The organism is Rhodococcus sp. OS5 (assembly GCF_056837585.1).
In genome coordinates this window covers 1891367-1915440 of the sequence record NZ_CM166368.1, presented here as the reverse complement: position 1 = coordinate 1915440, position 24074 = coordinate 1891367, and the positions used below count along the sequence as shown (strand labels likewise).

The following is a 24074-nucleotide window of genomic DNA, read 5'->3' as shown; positions in this document are numbered from 1 at the left end:
TCGCCAGAGCAGACGCCACGTAGTACGAAAGGCAATCCCATGAATCACGGCCAGGCCGTCGATCGCGATCTCCTCCTTGCCGGCCAACAGCGACTCGACGCGCTGGGCCCACGATTGACGGGCTCTCCTGCACACCACGAGGTGGTGGAAGAAGTCGCGAACGAACTGACCGAACTGGGCCTCGACGTCCGGCGTGATTCACACACTTTCGAACGCTGGGATCTGCCGGCGACACCTGACGGACTTCGCATCGAATTGCCGACGGGACCGATCAGAGTTTCGTCCGCATTCCCCTACTCCGGATTGACCGGGCCACAGGGAATCTCCGCTCCCCTGGTCTACGTCAGCGCGCGACGCCCCAAGTGGTCGGCGGCCAAGGGCGCGATCGCAGTGATCGAGGTCCCGCACATCGATCTCCCCCGCAAGCTACTGGTCAGCGAGTGGGGCCCGATCGCCACCGACGAGACACTTCGAAATCCGGTTCTCTCCGCAACACTTCTGGGCCCGAAGCTCGACAAGGCCCGCAAGGCCGGTGTCCTCGGCGTGATCGCGGTGTGGCGTGACATCGCTCCGGACAACGCACTGGGACAATATCTTCCGTTCACGCAGCCATATCACGACATCCCCGCCGTCTGGGTGGCCGGCGACGAGGGCGCGAAGGTTGTCGCTGCAGCTCGCTCCGGTCAGCTGGCGACTCTGGTACTGGATGCGACTCTGCATCCGGACACCCGGACCGACACGGTGTGGGCGGTGTCCCCCGGAACCTCACCCGAAGAGACGATTCTGCTCATCACTCACAGCGACGGAACCAACGGTGTCGAGGAGAACGGCCATCTGGGAATGTTGGCGTTGGCGCGGCACGCCGTGGCGCAGCCGCATCGACGGTCGTACGTTTTTGTCCTGACGACTGGCCACCTTCGTATTCCAGCGGTGTCCAAGCACGGACAGGCAACGTCCACCTGGCTCGAAGCGCACCCCGAGATGTGGAAGGGCGAAGCCGGTCAGGCGCGCGCCGTAGCGGGGATCGCCATCGAGCACCTCGGCGCACTGGGTGATACCGAGGACAACTCGACCGGCGGCTATGCCTTGGAGACCACTCCGGAACCGGAACTGCTCTACGCGACGAGTCGGGAAGTGCACGACATCGTTGCACCGCTGTGGCGCGACATTGGAGCGGGCGATCGCCGAATCGTGGCGCCAGGACCGGTCATTCATTTCGGTGAGGGCGAACCACTGTTCGAGCGGAAGATCCCGGCGGTCGCCTTGGTGACGGCGCCGCAGTACCTGCTCGCTCTGCGCGAAGCCGACGCCGTCACGCACGTCGACCTGGACGCGATGATCAAGCAGATCGAAAGCTTTCGGGATCTGCTCGACGCCTTCGACGCAACCGACACCGCGGCTTTCGGTCCGGTGGTCTCGCGCTCGGTGTTCGCGAAGTTCTCGGCGCTACTTCAGTTGATGCAGATTTTGTCGAAAGCCAAGAAATAGTGCTGTGCGCCTTTATTAACCGCGGGCGGTTAATAAAGGCGCACAGCACTTGGGGTTACTTGTCGTGAATGATCACGCCACGGATGTTCTTGCCGTCACGTAGATCCTGGTAGCCCTTGTTGACGTCTTCGAGGCTGTAGGTGTTGGTGATCAGTTCGTCGAGCTTGAGCTGACCGGCATCGTAGAGACGCAGCAGTCGCACGATGTCGTACTGCGGATTCATGGACCCGAACAACGTGCCCTTGATCGTCTTCTGATTCAGCGTCAGGTCGGTACCCGACACGTGAACGGTCAGCTTGGCGGGGTCGGCGAGTCCCGTGATCACCACGGTGCCACCCTTGCCGATCACTGCCGTCGCTGCACTGACCACGTCCTCGTCGACGGTGCCGACAAGGATGAGCGCAGCGTCGGCACCCTGTCCCCACGTCAGCTCGTTGACCTTGGCAGCAGCGCTCTCGGCGTCTGCAAAGGCATGGGTTGCACCGAACTTCAGTGCGGTCTCACGCTTGAGAGCAACCGGATCGACCACAACGACGTACTTGCAGCCGGCCGAAACGGCGCCCTGGACGGCGTTGATGCCGAGACCACCGATGCCGTAGATCACAGCGGTGTCACCGGCGCGAAGGTTACCGGCATTTACTGCCGTTCCCCAACCCGAAGGCACGCCGCAGCCGACGACCACCGCTGTCTCCAAGGGAAGCCAGTCGTCGATCTTGACTACCGAGTGCTGAGAAATGGTGGCGCGCTCGGAGAACGTTCCCAACATGCACATTCCGCCGAAATCCATTCCGTTGCCGTGGAAACGGAAGGAACCGTCGGGCATCGAGCCTTCGAGGATGGTGGCACCCATGTCGCAGAGGTTCTGGCGACCGGTCGAGCAGTAGCGACAGGTGCCGCAGTTGGGGATGAAGCTACACACGACATGGTCGCCCGGCTTGACCTTCGTGACGCCTGGGCCGACCTCTTCGATGATGCCCGAGCCTTCGTGTCCGCCGACGATCGGGTAACGCGGCGGGAGATCACCGTCGGTCAGGTGCAGATCCGAATGGCACAGTCCGGCAGCGGTGTACTTGATCAGTACCTCACCCACACCCGGGCCGTCGAGGTCGAGTTCCATGATCTCGAAAGGCTTTCCGGGCTCGAGCAGTACAGCAGCTTTGGTCTTCACTGGTGATCTCCTTGATTGTCGGACGAGAGAATGAGCGATGGGGTCGGTCAGAGAGCGATGTTGACGGCCTTGGTCTGGGTGTAGAGATCGATAGCCGAAGCGCCGAGCTCGCGGCCCCAGCCGGACTGCTTGTATCCACCGAAGGGCATTGCAGTGTCGAAGCCGTTGTACTGGTTAATCCACACCGAACCGGCCTTCAAGCGCTTCGCCGTGCGGTGAGCCTTGGAAATGTCCCGGGTCCAGATGCCGGCGGCCAAGCCGTAGATGGAATCGTTTGCGGCAGTGATCGGTCCGTCGTCCGCATTGAACGGCAGCGCCGCCACGACGGGTCCGAAGATCTCCTCCTGAACGATGGAGAATTCGGGCTTGACGTCAACGAAGACGGTCGGCTCGACGAAGTAGCCCTGATCGCCCCAGCGGTTGCCGCCCGTCAGTGCACGTGCGCCGTCGGCGATTCCCTCACGCAGGTAGCCGGTCACCTTGTCGAACTGCTCCTGCGAGACCAGCGGTCCGAGCTGGGTGGTGGGATCGAGGCCGGGTCCGATCTTGACCTGGCTCGCTGCGTGCGCGACGGCCTCGGTGAACTTCTCGAAGATGGTGTCCTCGACGTACAGACGAGTACCCGCAACGCAGCACTGTCCGTGGTTGAACAGCCACGCATTGAGCGAACCCTCCACCGCGGAATCGAAATCGGCGTCGGCGAACACGATATTGGGGCTCTTGCCACCGAGCTCGAGCGTAACCTTCTTCAGATTGCCCTTGGCGGCGTCGACGATCTTCTTACCCACCTCGGTGGAACCGGTGAACGCAACCTTGTCCACGTCGTCGTGGCCGGACAGAGCAGCACCTGCATCGCCGAAGCCGGGAACGATGTTGACGACGCCGGGCGGGAAGCCTGCTTCTTCGAAGACCTCCGCGAGAAGCAGTGCGGTGAGCGGGGTCTGCTCAGCGGGCTTGAGGATCACCGTGTTGCCGGCGGCGAGCGCGGGGGCGAGCTTCCACGACGACATCAGCAGCGGGAAGTTCCACGGCACGATCAGTCCACAGACGCCGATCGCCTCACGCAGGGTGTAGGCGTGGAACTCGCCGCCCGGAGAGAAGGGCATCGACACGTTGACGGTGCTGCCTTCGATCTTGGTGGCCCAACCCGCGTAGTAGCGGAAAACGTCTGCGGCCCAAGCCACGTCGACGGCGGTGGCGATGGCAACGGACTTGCCGTTGTCGAGAGCTTCGAGCTGACCGAATTCCTCGGCACGAGCACTGAGAATGTCGCCGACGCGCCAGATCATCCGCTCGCGCTCGTTTGCCTTCATACGTGACCAGGGGCCGTCCTCGAAAGCCGTTCGAGCGGCACGTACCGCGCGGTCGATGTCTTCGGCCTGACCGTGTGCCACGTCTGCGAGCTTCTGTCCGTCAGCCGGGTTGTACGTCGCGAAGGTCTGACCCGAAGCGGCGTCGACGAATTCGCCGCCGATGTAGAGCTTCTTCGGTCCGTTCAGGAAACCCTGTACCGCGGAACTGATGGTGTGTTCGGCTACTGCCGTCATCGGAAACTCCCCTGAAGTAGTGAGGTGCGAATGTGATGCACGCCATACTTCCGCGCTTCCAGGGGTGCTAACTGTCCGAACTTTGTACAACTGAAGTCGGACAGCAAACTACACAGTGATGTCGAGCGCCCGCATCCGTGTGTAGAGAGTGCTTCGGCTGATTCCGAGTTGCGCCGACGCGTGAACCTTGTTGCCGCCGCAGTCTTTCAACGCTCCGATGATCGCCTGGCGCTCGGCTTTCTCCCGCCCTGCCAACCGCGACACCTTGGTCGTGGTGCGATAGTCCTCGGGCAGATCAGCGACGTCGATGCGATTGCTCGAGCGTTCATCCGAGGCGCGATTCAACACGACGCGCAATTCGGCCAGGTTGCCCGGCCAGTTGGCCGCCGCGAGTGCTTCGGCAGCGCTGGCGGTCAATCTCAGTTCTGGTGAGATCCCCTCCAACATGACTTGTGCCAACTCGGCGATCTCAGCCTGTCGCTCGCGCAGTGGGGTGATGACAACCCGGGAGGCGCATCGTGAGAGCAGCGCGGCGATGGTCGGCGGAAGATCAACTGCCGCTCCGCTGGTCAGTACGATTTTCGGCCCCTCGGCGCTGGCGTCGATCAGGTCTGCGACCAGCGGCAACACCGAGTCAGGAAGGAGTTGTACCTGTTCGATCACGACCACGCCCGAACGCTTACGGGCCGCTCGCACGAGATCGGTGACCCACTGCTCACGGCCGTCGAACGCGATTCGCGTGGCATCGAGCCAACTCGCATCGACACTGCCGACTACGTCCGATGCTGCCGAGGTTCGGCCGGATCCTGCTTCACCCGAGATCGCCACGGCGGCAGAGGTTGCCCGCGCCCGCATCAGGTCGCGCCGCAGTCGTTCGCCCGGAGACGGTGCCCGCTCGTGCGTTCTGCGGATCGGTGCCCGTTCCCGTTGGAGTGGTTCGACCAGGAAGAGCGCACCACCGTCAGCCCCGGAAATCCGGTCGGCTTGAACTCGCGCCAGCGCGCCGGACGCCAATTCGACTGTCACCAATCGTGATTGGTCCGGATTCAGGTCGGCAATCAAGGAACGGAGCGATACATGGTCTGCGGTGTCGAGCAGATCCAAAGCGGTTCGGTTGCTCAGCAGGATGTCGTCGCCGATGGCCGCGACGGCAATGTGGCGCTGATGTGAAACTCGCTGGAATGCGTCGACCAGCCGCTGCTCCGATGCTTTCGAGCCTTCGAGCAGCCGTTTCTCGATGTCCGCTGCAGCACGTGCAAGGAAGGGCGCGAACAGTGGGTTGGCCTGCGAGACAACGCCGGTCATGTCGAGAATGCCTTCGACACGACGTGTGACGGGATGCAGGATCGGCTGTCCGTAGCAGCTCAAACCCTTGAGGCTGTCGAGGAAATGCTCGTCACCGTGGATCACCACGCTTCGTCCGACCTCGAGGGGTGTACCAAGCGCGTTGGTGCCGGCGTGCTCTTCACCGAAGCGTGAGCCGTTGACGACACCCAACCGCTCGATCGTTCGCTCGACGCGACTGTCGGAGTACACCGAAGCGACCACGCGGCATTCGCGATCGGCAAGCAGCACGCAGAAACCGGTGCCCGCGATCTGTTGCGAAACTTCGTCGAGCACGGGTGCGGCGGCCCGGAGCAAACGAGACTCACCGTCCTGCTCCTCGGTGTCCACGGCGATGGCCGACGACGGGTCGAGGCCACTGAGTCGAGAACGCTTCCAGGAGAGCGCGATCTCGGGGCGTACCGGCTCACGCTCCCCTGGGTTCGCGGACATACTCTCAGGCCTGACCGATCAATTCGATCGCCTGTTCTCGCATCGCGATCTTGCGGACCTTGCCCGTGACTGTCATCGGGAACTCGTCGACGACATGGACGTACCGCGGAATCTTGTAGTGCGCGAGCTTGCCGGTGCAGAACGCGCGGACCGAATCGGCGTCGAGATCGTCTGCACCTTCGCGCATCTGGACCCACACCATCAATTCCTCGCCGTACTTTGCGTCGGGTACGCCGATGACCTGCGCATCGAGAATGTCGGGGTGGGTGTAGAGAAACTCCTCGATCTCACGCGGATAGACGTTCTCGCCACCGCGGATGACCATGTCCTTGATGCGTCCCGTGATGGCGACGTATCCGGCCTCGTCCATGACTCCGATGTCTCCGGTGTGCATCCACCGGGCAGCGTCGATCGCCTCGGCGGTCTTCTCCGGGTTCTCCCAGTATCCGAGCATGACCGAGTAACCACGCGTGCACAGTTCACCCGGCTCGCCGCGGGGCACCGTCAATCCGGTTGCCGGATCGACGATCTTGATCTCGAGATGCGGCCCTACCCGGCCGACCGTTTCGGTGCGCTGCTCGATCGAATCGTCCGAGCGGGTCTGCAACGACACCGGCGAGGTCTCCGTCATGCCGTAGCAGATGGACACCTCCGACATGCCCATGCGATCGATGACCTGCTTCATCACCTCGACCGGGCAGGGCGAGCCCGCCATGATGCCGGTGCGAAGGGACGACAGATCGAAGCTGTCGAAGTCAGGCAACGCCAACTCCGCGATGAACATCGTCGGAACGCCGTAGAGGGACGTGCACTTTTCAGCCTGAACGGCTTCGAGCGAAGCACGCGGATCGAAAGCCGGACCCGGAATGACCATGGCAGCACCGTGACTGGTGCACGCAAGGTTGCCCATCACCATGCCGAAACAGTGGTAGAACGGCACCGGGATGCACACCCGATCGACCTCGCTGTAGTGGCACAACTCGCCGACGAAATAGCCGTTGTTGAGGATGTTGTGGTGACTGAGCGTCGCGCCCTTCGGGAAACCGGTAGTACCCGAGGTGTATTGGATGTTGATCGCGTCGTCGGCCGACAACGCGGCCTGGGCTGCGGCGAGCGGAGCCGGATCGCTTGCCTGCGCCGCCAAGCCGTCTGCAAGCACCGCGTCCCACTCGGGTGAACCGAGCAGGAGCACCGACGTCAGATCCGGGCACTGCGGCCGCACCGTCTCGATCATCGACGCGTAGTCCGAGGTCTTGAAGCTGGCCGCAGACACCAGCGTCGAGATCCCGGCCTGCTCGAGTACGTACTGCAACTCGTGCGAGCGGTACGCCGGATTGATGTTGACCAGGATCGCGCCGACCTTTGCCGTCGCGTATTGCGTGAACGTCCATTCCGGACAGTTGGGAGCCCAGATTCCTACCCGATCGCCCTTCCCCACACCACGGGAAAGCAGTCCGGCAGCGAGCCCGTTCACCTGCTCGGCGAACTCCCGGTACGTCCATCGTCGACCGCTGGCGTGGTCGATCAACGCATCGCGGTCGCCGTGTGCGGCAACCGTGCGATCGAGGTTGTCTCCGATGGTGTCGCCCAGCATCGGACCGTCCCATACTCCGGACGTATAGCTGGGCAGCGGCGTACTCATGTGTTCTGTCCTCTCCGGTTACCTGTTCAGGCACCTATGAGAGGGGCCGCCGCAGCGGACCCTCTCATCTACGAATTTACTCGATTCGGTGTGATGCACGACATACTTCCCGGTGCGGGGTGGCCGTAACTGTTCAGAGTCCGGACACCCCACCCGCCTGCTGTGCGCCTTTATTAACCGCCGGCGGTTAATAAAGGCGCACAGTGGTTACAGCGCGTGGTCCTTGGTCTCGACGAGCGCCCAGGTGCAGACCAGACTCACCACACCGAGGATTGCCAACATGATTCCGATGGCCATACTCCCGTAGGCCGAGGCCAGCGGTGCGGCGATCAGCGGCGGCACTGCGCCGCCGAGCACTCCGGCGAGGTTGTAGCCGAGGCCGGCACCGGTGTAGCGGTAGCGGGTCTGGAACATTTCCGGAAGCAGCGCACCGCAGGGGCCGTACGCGATTCCGAAGATCATCAGCGTGCCGAACATTCCGAGGATGAACGCGATCGGTGTTCCGGTGTCCAGGAGCGGGAACAGCACCAGCGCCCAGACGACGGCCAGACCACACGAGATCATGATGACCTTGCGGCGCCCGATGCGGTCCGAGTACAGAGCGGAAACGACGATCGCCGCACCGAAGACAACCGCGGAAGCGATACCGACCGACAGGACGAACGGACGGGAGAAGCCGAGGGTCTTTGTTCCGTAGCTCGTCAGGAAAGCCGTGCCCATGTAGAAAAACGCGAACAGGCAAGCCAGGGCGCCTGCCGAGAGCAGGATCTCCTTGGTCTGGAACCGCCAAGCATCCAGGAACGGGAGGGTGCGAGGTGCTTCGTTCTTCTGCTCCGCGACGCGCTCTGCCTGCTCCGCCTTGAAGACGGGAGTCTCCTCGATAGCGAGCCGCATGTAGAGGCCGATGCCGACCAACACGATGGAGAACAGGAACGGGATACGCCAGCCGTAATCGAGGAAAGCCTGGTTGGTGTCGCCGAGAACTGCGCCGGTGATGAGGAAGGTACTGCTCGAGAGAACGAAGGCGATTGCAGGGCCGAGCTGCGGGAACATCGCATACAGACCACGTTTGCCCGGTGGAGCGTATTCCGCCGTGAGCAAGGTTGCGCCTGCCCACTCACCACCGACCGCGAAACCTTGGCCGAATCGCAAGAGCACCAAGATGATCGGGGCCGCGACACCGATGGTTGCAGCACCCGGCAGCAAGCCGATCAGGAGCGTCGAGATACCCATGAGCAGGAGCGTCGAGATCAGCGTCTTCTTGCGACCGATGCGATCACCGAAGTGTCCGAACAACATTGCGCCGACGGGCCGGGCGATGAATGCGACTGCGAAAGTCGCAAACGATGCGACAGTTCCCGCAGTGGCACCGAGCGCGGGGAAGAACACCGTCGGAAAGACAAGTGCCGCAGCGGTTCCGTAGATGAAGAAGTCGTAGAACTCGATAGTCGTGCCGATGCAACTCGCGATTGCGACGCGCCGCACACTGGTGGTGTTCTGCGGGGGCTGCGTCGCACCTGCGGCACTCGCACCCCCGGCGCCGGCGGCACTGGTGCCGCCTGTGGGAGAGACTGTGGTCACTCGATTCCTCCGTGGTCCCGTGGTGTCGCCCTGTGGGCATCACCGTCGATAGGAGGAAAGGTAGTGATGTGGCTCACCCCCGCACTACCCCCGAAAGGGGGTAGGAGTGATCTCAGTCACCACCTGTATGCAATGGTAACGAGTTTCACGACCCTCGACATGCCGCAGGCCGTCCGATTCGTTCTCACGAATCGGACGGCCCTCGAAAAACGGCGTCACGGTGCAACGCTACGGATCAAGCCTTACCGGCAGCCCCGAACAGTTCCTGACGGATCTCGCCCCACACCGTGGCGTAGGAGTCGATGATCGGTTCGGAAATCCACTTGGACTCCCCCGCTTGCACTTTCGCGAGAGCATCCGAGAAGAGATCCTGGTAACGAGACAACCGCGGAACGAATGCCGACAGATCGTCGAACAGGTTTGCAGCCCGGCGATCCAACTCTGCAAGGGAATCCGCATCTGCGTCGTCGATGAGCGCGGCGAACTCCTCGTCCAAGGGAAGGAACGCCTCGTACACCTCACCGATGGAGTCCTCGTCGATCGAGACGCGCTCGGCGTCCAACTGATCTTCGAGTTCTGCCAAACCTTTCTCGGTCAGGCTGATGGCGTTTTCCGCTTCGACCGCTTTGCCCTGCGCGACAAGTGCGTCGTACGCAGCTTGACCGGAAGCCGAGCTGACGCCCAGGTGCTCGGCCAGGACGACCGCTCCGACCCGCTCCTTGAGACGTACTGCTTGGAGCAGTGCCAACTCGTCCACATTGCCAGCGAAGGCCATCGATTTCTCCTACTCACGTGCCGCCTCTGCGGCTCCAGCATCACAGCGGACACCCGTGGGTTTCCGCAGCCCGACAAAGGGCTCGACAGAATCAGATCACACCCCGATCGATCGTTGTGAAGTCACCGCGACAAGTCGACCGTCACGCGACGGTATCGGCCTGATCGGGGATCACGCTGCCGTCTGCGCGGGTCACGGCACCTTTTGCCCCGGCCGCGTCGGTGTAAGCATCGGTCGAGCAGTGATAGGGAGCGTCCGCCCGGGACTTCGGTTCGATGAACATGGGGTTGACCAGCCATTTCCCGTCACTGTTGTCGTAGGCATTGCACATCAGTTCGGGATTGTTGCGGTTGATCACCAGGCGCGCACCGGTCGCATCTCCGAGGAACGTCACGTCGGTGACAGAATCACCGGCAGCAAATACCTGACGTCGATCGGCGGCCAACTGCTCGAACGCCGTAGGCCCTTGAACCCCGTAGACAACCTCGTTGACCTGGCACCGCTTCCCGTCGATGTACGGAATGACCGAGTCGTCACCGTCCGCAACCCCACCACATCCCCGCAGGCGCCCCGTCAGAACGCCGCCCTCGACGATCGGCCGAACTCCCATCACGTGATCGGCATCCAATCCCAGCTGCTCCGACCAGACACGAACGACCGGTTCGGCCGACGCGGAGATGATCCGCACGTCGAATCCATGAGCGCCGAGGGTTTTCACCAAATCTTCGACTTGCGCGTAGTAACGCACCGAGCCGTCGACTTCCGTGGTACCGACGGTCTGATCGGATCCTTCTGCAGCAGCGAGATTCTCGGCACGCGCTGCGCGGGCGTACTCGGTGATCTCGTCCTCGGTGTGCCCTGCCATCAACTGCACCGCCCACGCGTATGCAGCCTTGGTCCGGCGGTGATCGTAGCCGTCGAATGCAACCTGTCCGTCGCGAGTCTTCTCCTCGAGTACCGCAACGATCTCGTCAGCGCAGTCCAAGTCGGTACTGGTTACCAAGGGTTGACCCGGGGCGGTCTCCGAGCCACACGCGGCGGAAAGTGCGGCAGCGCCGGCTGGAGTCATGAAGCGACTGGTGGTTGCCCAGTCCGCTCCGGCGGGCTGTAACACCTTGTTGTTCTTGATCATCCAGAATGCAGTGGCGCTTCCGATGTCGTTCTTGACAACTGTGTTGTCCCAGTCGAAGAGCGCCAACGGAGCTCCGTCATCGACATCACCTGCAGCTCCACACGTTCCGAACTCCGTCATCATGGCATCCAACCTCACACGGTTGTCGCCGTACCACGCCAGACTGGGATCCAACGCAGCACAGGATGAACCACTCTGCGCCACATCTTCTTTCGGGGCGCTCTCGGCCGAACTACATGCAGTTGCACTCAACAGGACACTACCTACCGCCAACGCACACAGGGCGCGGGCATGCAGCGAACGGAACATCGATTCCCTCGTTTTCGTCGTGATTCGGGTACGACGGCATACCCGGGTCGATCGACCCGGGTATGCCGTGCAGTTGTCAATTAATCGAGCGTCAGCACTTCTCCCGACGCAACGGCGTCGGCGCGAGAGGTGTCCTTGAGGTCGACGCCGGAGCGGCCCAACTGGCGCGCTCCCGTCACCAATCCCAGGACGACACGAGCAGCCTGCTCGTATCCGAGTCCCTCGGGTGGGTGGACATTGGAAATGCAGTTTCGATCCGCGTCGGTACGACCGACGCGCGGAAGATGAGTCAGATAGATCCCGACGCTGTCCGCAACGGAGAGCCCTGGACGTTCGCCGATCAGGACGATCGCCGTCTGCACTCCCATCGCGGCGGCGATGTGATCACCCAGTGCCACACGGGCATTCGTGGCGATCACCGGCGGCGCAATCGAGTACCGCTCCCCCAACACCGTGACCAACGCGGACAATAGTTGCTCGCCGTGGTCCATCAGTGCTCGCGGGGAGAGTCCGTCGGCGAGGATGAACCCGATTTCCTTGTCGGAGCTCTTGATCGCGCTCAGGTCAGCCGGCTGGCGCCCCAGGTCGGGTCTCCGGAGATACTCACTGCGGGTGGAGACGCTGCTCGCCACCACCACCGGCGCCCCGATGCCCACCCCTTCGACCCGACTGGCAAGCGTCTCGGAGTCGAGTGGCTCGTGGACCGCGTCGCGGGCTGCGGCGTGAGCTGCCTTGAATTCGAGAACCCGCTTGGTGGGCAACGAATCTCCGGCACGCCCCAGCCCGATACGCGATTGTGTGGTCTTGCGCAGTGGACCCCAGAAATCGAGGATCGGTGCCTGGTCCTCGGTCATGAGTTCACCGTCAAAGCCCGCAACGGCGACATTTCGGCGTCGATCGGAAGAACCCGACCGTTTGCGTCGGTCATCCCCAAGTTGTGGAGCCAGGTCTCGAACTCCGGGGCGGGCTGCAAACCGAGAACCTTACGCACATACAGCGCGTCGTGGAACGCCAGACTTTGATAGCCGAGCATCACGTCGTCGGCGCCGGGCACCGCGATCACGAACGCCGCGCCGGCGACGCCCAGCAAGGTGAGCAGGTTGTCCATGTCGTCTTGATCGGCTTCGGCGTGGTTGGTGTAGCAGACGTCCACTCCCATCGGCAGCCCGAGGAGTTTTCCGCAGAAGTGATCCTCCAAGCCCGCGCGAATGATCTGCTTGCCGTCGTAGAGATACTCGGGACCGATGAAGCCGACCACGGTGTTGACCAGCAGCGGTTCGAGATCACGTGCCACTGCGTATGCCCTGGTCTCGAGTGTCTGCTGATCGACCGGGGCTCCGCCGGTGCCGTAGTGGGCACCTGAGCTGAGGGCGGACCCCTGCCCCGTCTCCAAGTACATGACGTTGTTGCCGACCGTTCCGCGGTTCAAGGAGCGCCCGGCCTCGTTGCCCTCACGCAGGAGCGGAATGTTCACTCCGAAACCGGAATTGGCGCCTTCGGTACCGGCAATCGATTGGAAGACAAGATCGACCGGCACCCCCGATTCGATCAGTCCGATCGTGGTGGTCACGTGCGAGAGCACGCACGACTGAGTCGGGATCTCGAATCGCTGACGGATGTCGTCGAGCAGGTGGAGCAGATCCGAGGTGGCCTGGGGTGAGTCCGTCGCCGGGTTGATACCGATGACGGCGTCGCCACATCCCATCAGGAGACCGTCCAATGTGGCCGCCGCGATGCCGCGTGGATCGTCTGTCGGGTGGTTTGGTTGGAGTCGGGTGCTCAGCCGGCCGGGCAGTCCGATGGTAGTGCGGAACCCCGCGGTGACCGTGATGGCCTTGGCGACAGCGATCAGGTCCTGATTGCGCATGATCTTGCTGACCGCCGCAACCATCTCGGGGGTGAGCCCGGGACTTACGGCGGACAACCGTGCGGAAGCTTCCGGCGCCGACGCGGTCTCGAGCAACCAGTCTCGTAGTCCGCCGACAGTCAGGTGGGCCACCGGCGCAAAGGCCAGGCGATCGTGGCTGTCGATGATGAGCCTGGTTACCTCGTCGTCCTCGTACGGAACCACCAGATCTTCGAGGAACACCGTCAACGGAAGATCAGCCAGAACCCATTGAGCAGCAGCACGTTCGGCGTCGGAGCTTGCCGCGCAACCGGCTAGTTCGTCACCCGACCGCAGTGGTGTCGCTTTTGCCATCAGATCGACGAGACCGTCGAACGAGTAGTTGGTTCCGGATACCTGCTGGTGATACTTGGCCATCCCGCGACTCATCCCAATTCTTCTTCCGCCTGTGCAAGTACAGCAAACTCCTCGTCCGGCGAGTTGGCAACAAGGTGGTGACGACTGTAGAGACCGAAGTACGCCATCAGAACTCCGAAGGCAACCAACGTCAGCAATGCCGCAACGGGATCGACCAGGAAGGTGGCCACCACCGACACTGCCGCGATCACGAGCGCAAACGAGGTGGTGGCGATACCGCCGGGCGTGCGGTACGGGCGCGGCATGTTCGGCTCACGCTTACGAAGAACGATGTGACTCACCATCATCAGGACGTAGCTCACTGCCGCGCCGAACACCGCCATGTTGAGCAACATTGCACCTTCACCGGTGAGTGAGAGCGCGAAGCCGATGATTCCGGGTACGACGAGAGCGAGAGTGGGGGCCTTGCGCTTGTTGGTCACCGACAGGTTCTTCGGCAGGTAGCCGGCGCGGGAGAGCGCAAACGTCTGGCGTGAGTAGGCGTACATGATCGAGAAGAAGCTCGCGACCAGACCGGCAAGTCCGATGTAGTTGACGGCCTTTGCCGCTCCGCTGTCCCCCAGAGCCTCGACGAGCGGATTTCCGGAGGTGGACAGGGCGTCTGCGCCGAGCGCACCGGTGGCGAGGAAGAGAACCGTTGCGCCTGTGACGATCAGGATCAACATGCTGATGATGATGCCGCGGGGGACGTTCTTCTCCGGCTCACGTGCTTCCTCGGCGGCCAGCGGTACACCTTCGACCGCAAGGAAGAACCAGATCGCGAAGGGCACGGCGGCCCAGATTCCGAGCAGACCGAATGGCAGGAACGACGACGATCCGACTGCGCTGGTGTCGACGGCGATATCGGTGAGGTTGGACGAATCGAAAAGGCCGACAGCCGAAACCGCGAACACGACCAGGCCGACGAGTGCAATGGCGGTGATGATGAACATCGCCTTGAGTGCCTCACCGGCGCCGGTGAGGTGAATGCCGATGAAGATCGCGTACACCGCGAGGTACACCCACCAGCCGTCGGTGATCCCGAACAGGTTCAGGGACTCGACGTACGCACCGATGAAGGTCGCGATCGCTGCGGGTGCTATCGAGTACTCGATGAGAATTGCTGTGCCGGTGGCAAATCCGCCCCAGGGCCCCATGGCCCGTCTGGCAAACGTGTATCCACCACCAGCGGCAGGAAGTGCCGACGACATCTCGGCCATACCGAGCACCATCGCCAGGTACATACCCGCGATGACAACCGCCGCGATGAGAAGGCCACCGAAACCACCTTCGGCCAGACCGTTGTTCCAGCCGGCGTAGTCACCGGAAATCACATAGCTGACACCCAACCCCGCAAGCAGCACCCACCCTGCTGTTCCCTTTCGGAGTGTTCGTTTCTCCAGATACGAATTGTCTTCCGCATGGAAGTCTGCGCCGTCGTGGTGTGCACCCGCGGCACCGGCGTTTTTGCCGGTTGCGTGGTCGGAAAGAGACATGTCCATCCTCTGAATCGGTCAAGAATGAGACGACGCACGGTGGATGCGTCGCGTGAAATGAACGGTATGTGGGCGATGTACGGAGAAGGTCGCCTGGAGATGACCGTGCTGTTAACTGGCTGTCATGTGAGCGGCCCCGAGTCTGTTCAGATCTTCTTCAGGCTGCCGTTCTCAGGATCGGGCGGTCGCGCCCGGCACCGGGCAGGCGTCGACGGCCTCGGCGACCACCTGGGGAACCGTCGGGGGCAAAGGACGCACGCCCGCTTCCCAATCAGCGCCCACGAGAATGCTCGACGCGCCGAGTGCTTCGTTTTCGTCCGGTGTGAATGCCCTTGCTCGACTGAGGAATCTGAATCCTTCAGGAGACTCCAGGCTGAATCCACTGCCGCGGCCGGGCACGACGTCCAGTACCAACTGGGTGTGCTTCCAGGCTTCGAACTGTGATCCGGAAATCCAGACCTGTACAGCGTCGGTTCCGGTGGGAAGGTCTTCGGGAGTCTCTCCGACAGCAAGTCGGAGATCGATGATTCCGAGTAGTACGTCACGGTCCCCGACGATGAATTCGCCTGAGGGATAACACATCGGGGCCGAGCCGTCGCAGCATCCGCCGGATTGATGCATCATCAGTTCGCCGTGAGTCCCGCTGAGGCGGCGCAGGAGGTCAGCCGCCCCAGCGGTGGTCACCAACCGGGGTGGAACGGCGCCGGTATCGGGTGTGTCCGTGGCGCTCATTCCAACCTCCGTGTGTTTGTGCAGGTTTCGCGTGTTGCAGTCTTGCTCACCGGCACCCGCAGCGAGGGGCTCACGGGTGCCGGTGGGTAGATCAGAAGAAGCCCTGAGCCTTCTGGGCGTAGCTGACCAGGAGGTTCTTGGTCTGCTGGTAGTGCGAGAGCATCATCAGGTGGTTCTCGCGGCCGATGCCGGACTGCTTGTATCCACCGAAAGCGGCGTGTGCCGGGTACTGGTGGTACGTGTTGGTCCAGACGCGACCGGCTTGGATGTCGCGGCCTGCGCGGTAAGCAACTCCGCCGTCGCGGGACCAGACACCGGCGCCCAAACCGTAGAGCGTGTCGTTGGCAATTTCGATGGCCTCCTCGTAGTCCTTGAACGAGGTGACCGAGACGACGGGTCCGAAGATCTCTTCCTGGAAGATGCGCATCTTGTTGTTGCCGGTGAACACCGTCGGCTGGACGTAGTAGCCGCCGGACAGGTCTCCGCCGAGTTCGGCTCGCTCACCACCGGTGATGACCTTGGCGCCTTCGGCCTTGCCGATCTCGATGTACGAGAGGATCTTCTCGAGCTGATCGTTGCTGGCCTGGGCACCGATCATGGTGTCGGTGTCGAGCGGATCCCCTTGGCGCACAGCCTTGGTGCGGATGGCTGCCATCGCGAGGAACTCGTCGAAGATGTCTTCCTGGATCAGCGAACGTGACGGGCAGGTGCAGACCTCGCCCTGGTTGAGGGCGAACATCGTGAAGCCCTCGAGTGCCTTGTCCTGGTAGTCGTCGTTAGAGGCGAGGACGTCGGAGAAGAAGATGTTGGGGCTCTTGCCACCGAGTTCGAGGGTGACGGGGATGAGGTTCTGCGACGCGTACTGCATGATCAGGCGACCGGTGGTGGTCTCACCGGTGAACGCGATCTTCTTGATACGCGGGCTGGACGCGAGCGGCTTTCCGGCCTCGACGCCGAAGCCGTTGACGATGTTGAGAACACCGGCAGGCAGCAGGTCACCGATGATGCCGATGAGGTGCAGGATCGAGACTGGCGTCTGCTCGGCAGGCTTGAGCACGATGGCATTGCCGGCAGCGAGGGCGGGAGCAAGCTTCCACACGGCCATGAGGATCGGGAAGTTCCACGGAATGATCTGTCCGACTACGCCGAGCGGCTCGTGGAAGTGGTACGCCACGGTGTCGGAGTTGATCTCCGAGAGCGAACCTTCCTGTGCGCGAATAGCTCCCGCGAAGTATCGGAAGTGATCGATGGCGAGCGGAATGTCGGCGTTGAGGGTCTCGCGGATCGGCTTGCCGTTGTCCCACGACTCGGCGAGTGCGATGGATTCGAGGTTCTCCTCCATACGATCAGCGATCTTGTTCAAGATGATCGCGCGCTCGGCGACCGAGGTCTTGCCCCAGGCCGGAGCTGCTGCGTGCGCTGCGTCGAGAGCGAGTTCGATGTCTTCTGCGGTGGAACGAGCCACATCACAGAAATTCTGTCCGGTCACCGGTGTCGGGTTCTCGAAGTACTGACCCTTGACCGGAGCAACCCATTCGTTGCCGATCCAGTTGTCGTATCGAGACTGGAAGGACATGATCGCGTCGGCGGTACCTGGGCGGGCGTACACGGTCATTGCAAGCTCCTATGTAAACGTGATCTTCCTGGGCGCACCCACCAAATCGGTGACTGCAATCCCACCCCCCGGTGGGGTGTGATTCACAACACTAGGAGTTGCAACGTTGCAAGTACGTTGCGTGCGAGAAACGCGGATGATTCTCAGATGCCCAATTGGCGGTCGAGGAGATCAATTCTTGCCTGGACCTGCGAATACAGCGGAGATTGAGGATCCAACGTGGACAGGTAGGCCTCCCACACGACGGAGTCTTCGCGGCCGTGCACCGACGTGGTCCACCGGGCCAGAAGGTTGGCGTCACCTCCACGTAGCAGAGCTGCCTGAACCCTGGTGCGTAGTTCTTCCCGCACCTCTTCGATGCCGGGAGACGCCGAGCCCGCCAGCACCGGGCCCGAATACAGTTTCATCGCCGTCGCTGCGTCGCCTCGATCCAACGCTGCCCGCACATCGCCGACATCTGTCGTGAACTCCGTGATGATCCGATAGGGGCGCGAAGCAAGCCGGTCGGCACCGAAAACCTTACGAAGCCGCGACATTTCCGCGCGAATGGTCACTGCGTCGAGCTCCCCCTCGTCGAGCAGGACCGCAAGGTGGTCGGAGCTGAGACCCTCCGGGTGTTCGGAAAGCAGAAGGAGAATCTCGGCGTGACGCTGCGAAATCGGGATGCGGTCACCGCCGCGAACCAGCATCGGCCGGCCGGCACCGAATGTTTCGAGGCGCGGAGCCGTAGCACTGAGCGGGATGGGCGAGTTCAAGAGATGGAATCGCAATTCCGATTCGGCGGCCGCGACAGTTGCACGGATCAGTGACAGCACTTCGGGAACCGCAACCCTGGGACCACCGGTGATGTCGATGGCACCAAGGATTTGCCCAGTGGTGGGATCGTGGACGGGTGCGGCCGAACAACTCCAGTCGTGCACGGTTCGGTTGAAATGCTCGGATCCGAAAATCTGTACGGAGTGATCGAGAGCAAGCGCCGTTCCCGGCGCATTGGTGCCGACACGATCTTCGCTCCAATCGGCGCCTTCGACGAAGTTCATGGACAACGCCTTGTCCTTGGCCGAGTTGTCACCCTCCACCCAGAGCAATCGACCGTGTGCGTCACTGATCGCGATCAGTAGTCCGGTCTCGGCAGCATCTTCCACCAGGAGTTTCCGAATCACCGGACGGATCAGTGACATGGGATGCGCGGAGCGATATTTTTCGAGCTCCAACCCTTCGAGCATCTCAGGGTTGCCGACCACATCGGGATTTACCCCCTTGTTGCGGCTACGCATCCAGGACTCGAGTACGACCGAGCGGACATGGGAGTCGTCGGTCAGCCCCTGGCCGGGCACGCCGCGAGCATCGATGAACGACTGATGGGCAGACGAAAGTCGCCGCGCGAGTAACGCGACGTCATCGCCTGGCCTGACCGCCACCCACGGGTTGCCGGGCACAGCCTGTTCACGTGCCATATTTTGCGTTCCTCCGCTCCGTGGACCACTGTAACGCCGATCACAGCCCATAGGCGAGAACGACCATTCGGTATGACGGCCGACCCAGCCTGCTGCCCCTCGCGGTCACTCGTCACCGAGCAGAATGGCGCTTGCTCGTTCCGCGACCATCACCGCGGTCGCATGCGGGCCGCGGGTCGGGATCGTCGGCAGGATTGACGTGTCAACAATACTGAGTCCTTGCGCGCCGATCACACGGCACCGACCGTCGACGACTGCGAACGGGTCCGCCTCGGCACCCATCACGCAACTACCGGACATATGCAGCGACGTTCCCAGGCGGGATTCGACCCACTCATCGGTGTACTCCACGACGGGGCGATCGATCAACCCCGTCTCGGCGATCGACTCGAGAAGATTCTCGGCGATCCGCATCCCTTCCCGAATGGCAGCTCGATCGTGCGCCGACGCGACGTAGTTGTACCGAATACGCGGCGCCCCAGCGGGATCCCGCGATGCCAGTTCGATGCTTCCCCGGCTGTGCGGCGCCATGAGGACCACTCCGACGCCGTGGTCCATGCGAGGCACACCGGGAACCAGTTCGGTAAAAGATGCGGTGTACGGACGAATTTCGATCTCAGCGAGGTTGAGGGCTGTCTCCAGCACCGGAGTCTGCGATCGAATCGTGCGGGGCTTCGAAAAATGGTACGGCAGCAGCACTTCCGGGTGGTCGACGAAGTTCTGTCCGACGCCCGGTCGATCGAGAACGACGGAAACTCCCTGCCCTACGAGTTGTTCCGCTGGACCAACACCGGAATTGAGGAGAATGTGCGGTGTCGCCACCGCACCCGAACACACGACCACATGGTCGGCACGAATGCGTCGGACATTGCGGTCGCCGAGAACGTCGACGCCGATCGCACGGGTACCCGAGAACGCGATACGAATGACGTTCACTCCGGATTCCACCCGCAGATTCGGCCGGTGCAACGCCGGCATCAGATACCCGATCGCCGTACTGATCCGACGATGATCCGACACGTTCAGTGGCACTCGGCCCACCCCGAACGAGTCCGGCGCATTCTTGTCGACGTCGTCGGGAAAGCCTGCTCCGAGCGCTGCCGCATGAAACTCGCCGCTCAGTGGATGCAGTTGGTCCCACGCTCGACGCTCGACCGGGATCGGTCCGGCGGTCCCGTGGAACTCGCTCTCGAAATCGCGATCCGTTTCGGACTTCTTGAAGTACGGCAAGACGTCGTCGTATCGCCATGAACTCGGCCAATGCTCGAAATCAGCACGGGTCGCGCGGGTGAAGTACGCACCGTTGACGGCTCCGGATCCACCGAGTGTCCGCCCCCGCGCAATTGTGGACGCCCGACGCGGCGTCAGTTCGACCGGATAGGTCCACGTGTATTCGCTCGCAGGTCCGACCGGCAGTCGGTACGGATCACCCAGGACGTCCGGGAGTTCGAGCGCCGATCGATATCCGCTTCCCGATTCGAGGAGCATCACCGTGGCGGATGGATCTTCACTGAGCCTGGCTGCGACCACGCAACCACACGTGCCACCACCGACAACCAGGAAATCTGCGTAGTCGGCTTCTGTCACTTGGTGATTCGAGGTTTCAGCGCCGCCCAGTCGCGGGCGTCGAATGCGCCACGCCAGAGTCCGGCTCCATACGCGATGTCGTCGGCTCGTTTGAAGAAGACGTACCGAACCGGTCCCAGCCCGCCTGGCTCACGGTGGCGATACCAGTCCACCAAACCTTCGGTGACTGCTGCAGCGACGGCCAGCCGCCGAATTCGCCTGGAGGCGATCACCGCCAGGAGCGTCACGGGCCAGTAGTGACGACACATTGCCGAGGCGAGTTGCCAGAATCCGCCGACAACTCCCTGCGCGGTGAGGATCGCCGCGATCCGGGTGGGTTGACTCAGGCCGGTGAACATCTTTCGCAGCCGGTAAACGGTAAACAGCAAAGCGCCGAGTGCGCCGGCAAGACCGGAACGGGTCAGTGTTGCGGCGGCGATGCACGCGAAGAGCGTCGAGAACGACATCGCCATCGGCGGAACCGAACCCTCGTGTCTTGCAGCCAACGGCGCCGCACCCGTGCCGTAGAACGCTCTCCTGGCGAACCACTTGTCGAACTGAACTCGATGATCGTGGGCGACATGCGCAACCGGTTCGTACCTCAGTCGCCAACCCGCAGCCTGCAGTCGCCAGCAGAAATCGACGTCCTCGGCTACTTCGAGACTCTCGTCGAAACCGTTGCATTCGAGTGCCACGTCGCGCCGGACGATCACGGCGGCGCTGGGGACATAGGCGACCGGACTGCCCGACTTCACCGCAGCTTCCTTGCGTCCGAGGTCGAGAGACGATCGCATGTTCTCGTACCGCGCCAGCGCCGTCCCGTACGGATCGAGGGCGACGATGCGGGGTGCAACAAGGGCAACCCCCGGATCGCTGAAGTGGCCCAACATCAACTCGAGCCAACCGGCACGCGGTATGACGTCGGAGTCCAGGAAAGCTACGAAACGTGTTTGGGCCGAACGCAATCCCGAGTTTCTCGCTGCCGAGGGTCCGCGGGCACTCTCGTGCCGGACCACTGTGATGGTGCCGGTGCCCGGGCAGGCGCGACGGGGCTCCACCGGCACTTCCGAACCGTCGTCGACAACGATGACGGTCAGATCCTTGAGGACGGGCAATAGGCGTTCGACGCCGGCCTGGTTGTCCTTGACCGGAATCACGACCGTGACATCGGCAGCGGACGGCGTCGACATCGGACGAGGATTCGCGACACCTGAATCGAGAAGGTGTCGCGCAACCGCAGCGCTCTGCTGATCGACCACCTCGAGGAAGCCGTCACCGATCATCGCCGCAGCCGTCGGCGCCAGCTTGAGCATCCGCGTCGGAGATCCGCCGATGAGTACCCGGCCACCCGAGTACGTGCGCACCTTGGGGTCCAACCGAATGCCGAAGCCGTCGGGGAGTCTTGCTGGTCGCATCAGATGATCGTAAGGGACGTAGCCCGTCGTGCTGCAACTCGTCGCAGCCTCGAAAGCCGTCGCAGGTGGACCGTCCGCCCCCACTCGGTCGTGGTCGTCACCGAAGCCTCCCATCTGGACCAGGCTCCCACCGGGCCAGTCCATCCGTCACGCGTCCTACCAACTCACCGAAGATGTATGCGCCGTCTTCGGCGGTAGCCCCGACTGGATTGCCGAGAACGCCGTTTTGCGACACAGCGACCATACCGCCCGAACGCATTCCTGGCATCAGGTCCGCGATAGGAGACAAATTTCCTGTCTCAGCAAGGCTCATGTGCACCAAATCGGGCGAAAGGTGCAGCAATAGGCTCGTTTCAGTGTGTCCGGCATGGGCGTCGGCACCCGGAACAGCGCACGGCACCCAAGCAGCATCACGCCCCTCATACCGCAGAAGTGCCACCGCTTTGGCCAATGCGGGACCATTTCCGCCGTGGCCGTTGACGAACAGCACCCGCTTCGTCCATCTGAACGCCGACCTTCCGTATTCGACGACGACGGTTTCCATAGCCTCGGCACCGATCGAAATCGTGCCGGCAAACCCTTCGTGTTCGCCGCTCGCCCCGTATTCGATGGCCGGGGCCACGACGACGTCGGGCAGAGCCTGTGCGACTGCTCTCGCGATCCGAGTGTCGGTATCGAGAGGCAGGTGCGGTCCGTGTTGTTCGAAAGAACCGACCGGGACCACGACGGTGAGCGCAGTGCCCTCGAGCGAAGGACTCGGGATGGCAGCAAGGTCACGCGGAGAACTCATCCCCCGATCGTATTGGTGCGAGCCCCTCCCACCGCAACACTGCATGCGGATACACCGGGGCATTGTTGCGCCCCGGCGTATTCGTCAGTTGTCGCGGTTCACGCCGCGGTGGGTGGGCTGTTCCCGCCGATCGGCCGCTGATACGGATCAACGGACATCGGTGGATAGAACACCGATTTGCGATCCGGTCCGATCTCCACCCGCCACTCCGTGTGATGCAGCGTCCGGTGATGATGACCGCACAACAAGATCAGATTATCGAGATCCGTTGGGCCACCATCGTTCCAGTGAACAATATGATGGGCATCGCACCACCCCGATGGTGTCCCGCACCCCGGAAACGCACACCCACCATCACGCACCGCCAACGCCCGCCGCTGCGGAACCGTCGCCGTTCTCGCTTCCTTACCGCAGTCGAGCGGAACACCATTCTCATCCAGGAGGATCCGGGTGACGGTGCAGTCGCGCGCCAACATCCGGGCAGTATCAATACTGATCGGACCCACCCAATCCGCCCTCGCAAATCCGAGTTCTTCGGTGGACGGCAGGAGGTCTTTCAACGCTTGCAGGTCCGTCATGTCTTTCGCAGACGCAGTCACCGTGATGTGTGGTTTCACTCAGCCCTCGATCGGACCCAACCCCGCCCGCTCATACCGGCGCAACAACTCGCAGAACCCGTCCGCCCGCCGCAGCGCCGGAGTACGCGTGTCCTTCACGCCGTCCTTCTCCGGCGTCGGCGCCGACAGGCTCGACAACAACGTGATCAACCGTGCCCCGTTCACAGCATCTAGGTCACCCTTCACAGTCACTCTGCCGTACAAGCCTTTCGAGGCGTAGAACTCGTTACGTTCGGAATCCTCGCCGACCGGAACGCCGTCCTCACGCTTGCCGTACTGCTTCTCGATCCGCCGAATCGCCGCCCGCACCGCATCACAATCGGCGATGTTCTTCGACGCCAACCCCAACAAGATCCCGCGAGCCTTGTCCACATCCGCCAGGGTCATGTTCTTCGGTGGATGCTGACAAAACGACGCCACCTGCCGCGCTTTCAACGCATCAATATCCCCGCGGTGGAACGCATCCGCGACAACAGGTTCGAGCATCAACAACCGCGCCAACCCGACTAGCAGACAGCACTCACCGATCTCCAGATTCGTCGAACCATGCAACCACTGCGCGATCGCCCGAAAACCCTTCCCACCGAGAACGTCCCGGGAAAACACCTCCACGATCAACAACACCAACCGCGACTGCAACTCGTGTCGGGCGCGCACCAGATCCAGAACCTCCCCCTTGAGGCCCTCACCATCCAGCTACCACGCATCCCGACTGTCCATGCTCAA

At 62.5% G+C, this 24074-nt stretch carries 17 protein-coding genes and 1 pseudogene; 1 reads left to right on the top strand and 17 read right to left on the bottom strand.

The annotated features are described in order from the left end of the window. Positions 1–39: 39 nt before the first annotated feature. The gene (locus ACVZUB_RS09080; RefSeq protein WP_058227514.1) at positions 40–1488 is read left to right on the top strand and encodes a zinc-binding metallopeptidase family protein; all 1449 of its coding nucleotides are present in this window, start codon (positions 40–42) and stop codon (positions 1486–1488) included. 55 nt (positions 1489–1543) lie between these two features. Here ACVZUB_RS09080 and ACVZUB_RS09075 read toward each other — a convergent pair whose 3' ends face one another. The 17 genes and pseudogenes from ACVZUB_RS09075 to ACVZUB_RS08995 all read right to left on the bottom strand — a co-directional run bounded on the left by ACVZUB_RS09075 (position 1544) and on the right by ACVZUB_RS08995 (position 24044). Next, positions 1544–2656, bottom strand: coding sequence for an NDMA-dependent alcohol dehydrogenase (locus ACVZUB_RS09075; protein ID WP_003942086.1), 1113 nt, complete (start codon positions 2654–2656; stop codon positions 1544–1546). A gap of 47 nt (positions 2657–2703) precedes the next feature. Beyond that, the gene (locus ACVZUB_RS09070; RefSeq protein WP_019744236.1) at positions 2704–4203 is read right to left on the bottom strand and encodes an aldehyde dehydrogenase family protein; all 1500 of its coding nucleotides are present in this window, start codon (positions 4201–4203) and stop codon (positions 2704–2706) included. A gap of 108 nt (positions 4204–4311) precedes the next feature. Next, positions 4312–5979, bottom strand: a complete 1668-nt coding sequence (locus ACVZUB_RS09065; RefSeq protein WP_003942072.1) for a sigma-54-dependent Fis family transcriptional regulator — start codon at positions 5977–5979, stop codon at positions 4312–4314. Positions 5980–5983: 4 nt separating this feature from the next. Beyond that, a complete protein-coding gene (locus ACVZUB_RS09060; RefSeq protein WP_039973143.1) occupies positions 5984–7621 on the bottom strand; it encodes an AMP-binding protein in 1638 nt (545 codons plus the stop codon). A gap of 207 nt (positions 7622–7828) precedes the next feature. Next, positions 7829–9106 carry an MFS transporter gene (locus tag ACVZUB_RS09055; RefSeq protein ID WP_139799876.1) on the bottom strand — a complete coding sequence of 426 codons (1278 nt, stop codon included), beginning with the start codon at positions 9104–9106 and terminating at the stop codon, positions 7829–7831. 331 nt (positions 9107–9437) lie between these two features. Next, on the bottom strand, positions 9438–9977 hold the full coding sequence (locus ACVZUB_RS09050; RefSeq protein WP_007730168.1) for a hypothetical protein: 540 nt from the start codon (positions 9975–9977) through the stop codon (positions 9438–9440). 142 nt (positions 9978–10119) lie between these two features. After that, on the bottom strand, positions 10120–11418 hold the full coding sequence (locus tag ACVZUB_RS09045) for an HAD family hydrolase (protein WP_054186892.1): 1299 nt from the start codon (positions 11416–11418) through the stop codon (positions 10120–10122). Positions 11419–11498: 80 nt separating this feature from the next. Then, the gene (gene eutC, locus ACVZUB_RS09040; RefSeq protein WP_058227511.1) at positions 11499–12272 is read right to left on the bottom strand and encodes an ethanolamine ammonia-lyase subunit EutC; all 774 of its coding nucleotides are present in this window, start codon (positions 12270–12272) and stop codon (positions 11499–11501) included. Beyond that, positions 12269–13693: an ethanolamine ammonia-lyase subunit EutB gene (locus ACVZUB_RS09035; protein WP_007730162.1), complete on the bottom strand. Its 1425-nt coding sequence runs from the start codon at positions 13691–13693 to the stop codon at positions 12269–12271. Before ACVZUB_RS09035 ends, eutC begins: the two co-directional genes overlap by 4 nt. Further along, positions 13690–15162, bottom strand: a complete 1473-nt coding sequence (gene eat, locus ACVZUB_RS09030; RefSeq protein ID WP_003941913.1) for an ethanolamine permease — start codon at positions 15160–15162, stop codon at positions 13690–13692. Before eat ends, ACVZUB_RS09035 begins: the two co-directional genes overlap by 4 nt. Before the next feature lie 165 nt (positions 15163–15327). Next, complete coding sequence (locus tag ACVZUB_RS09025; protein ID WP_042922384.1) at positions 15328–15888, bottom strand: DUF779 domain-containing protein; 561 nt, start codon at positions 15886–15888, stop codon at positions 15328–15330. Between the two features lie 91 nt (positions 15889–15979). Further along, positions 15980–17503 (bottom strand): aldehyde dehydrogenase, encoded by a 1524-nt coding sequence (gene adh / locus ACVZUB_RS09020; RefSeq protein ID WP_063314730.1) that lies wholly within the window; start codon positions 17501–17503, stop codon positions 15980–15982. A 143-nt stretch (positions 17504–17646) separates the two neighbouring features. Continuing rightward, complete coding sequence (locus ACVZUB_RS09015; protein WP_003941954.1) at positions 17647–18960, bottom strand: sigma-54-dependent transcriptional regulator family protein; 1314 nt, start codon at positions 18958–18960, stop codon at positions 17647–17649. Between the two features lie 105 nt (positions 18961–19065). Beyond that, positions 19066–20547: a mycofactocin dehydrogenase MftG gene (mftG, locus tag ACVZUB_RS09010; RefSeq protein ID WP_482628301.1), complete on the bottom strand. Its 1482-nt coding sequence runs from the start codon at positions 20545–20547 to the stop codon at positions 19066–19068. Continuing rightward, the gene (gene mftF, locus ACVZUB_RS09005) at positions 20544–21941 is read right to left on the bottom strand and encodes a mycofactocin biosynthesis glycosyltransferase MftF (protein ID WP_007730153.1); all 1398 of its coding nucleotides are present in this window, start codon (positions 21939–21941) and stop codon (positions 20544–20546) included. The genes mftG and mftF overlap by 4 nt, the downstream gene beginning before the upstream one ends. Before the next feature lie 97 nt (positions 21942–22038). Further along, on the bottom strand, positions 22039–22731 hold the full coding sequence (mftE, locus tag ACVZUB_RS09000) for a mycofactocin biosynthesis peptidyl-dipeptidase MftE (protein ID WP_063314732.1): 693 nt from the start codon (positions 22729–22731) through the stop codon (positions 22039–22041). A gap of 98 nt (positions 22732–22829) precedes the next feature. Continuing rightward, a pseudogene (locus tag ACVZUB_RS08995) lies at positions 22830–24044 on the bottom strand (HNH endonuclease signature motif containing protein). Positions 24045–24074: the final 30 nt, after the last annotated feature.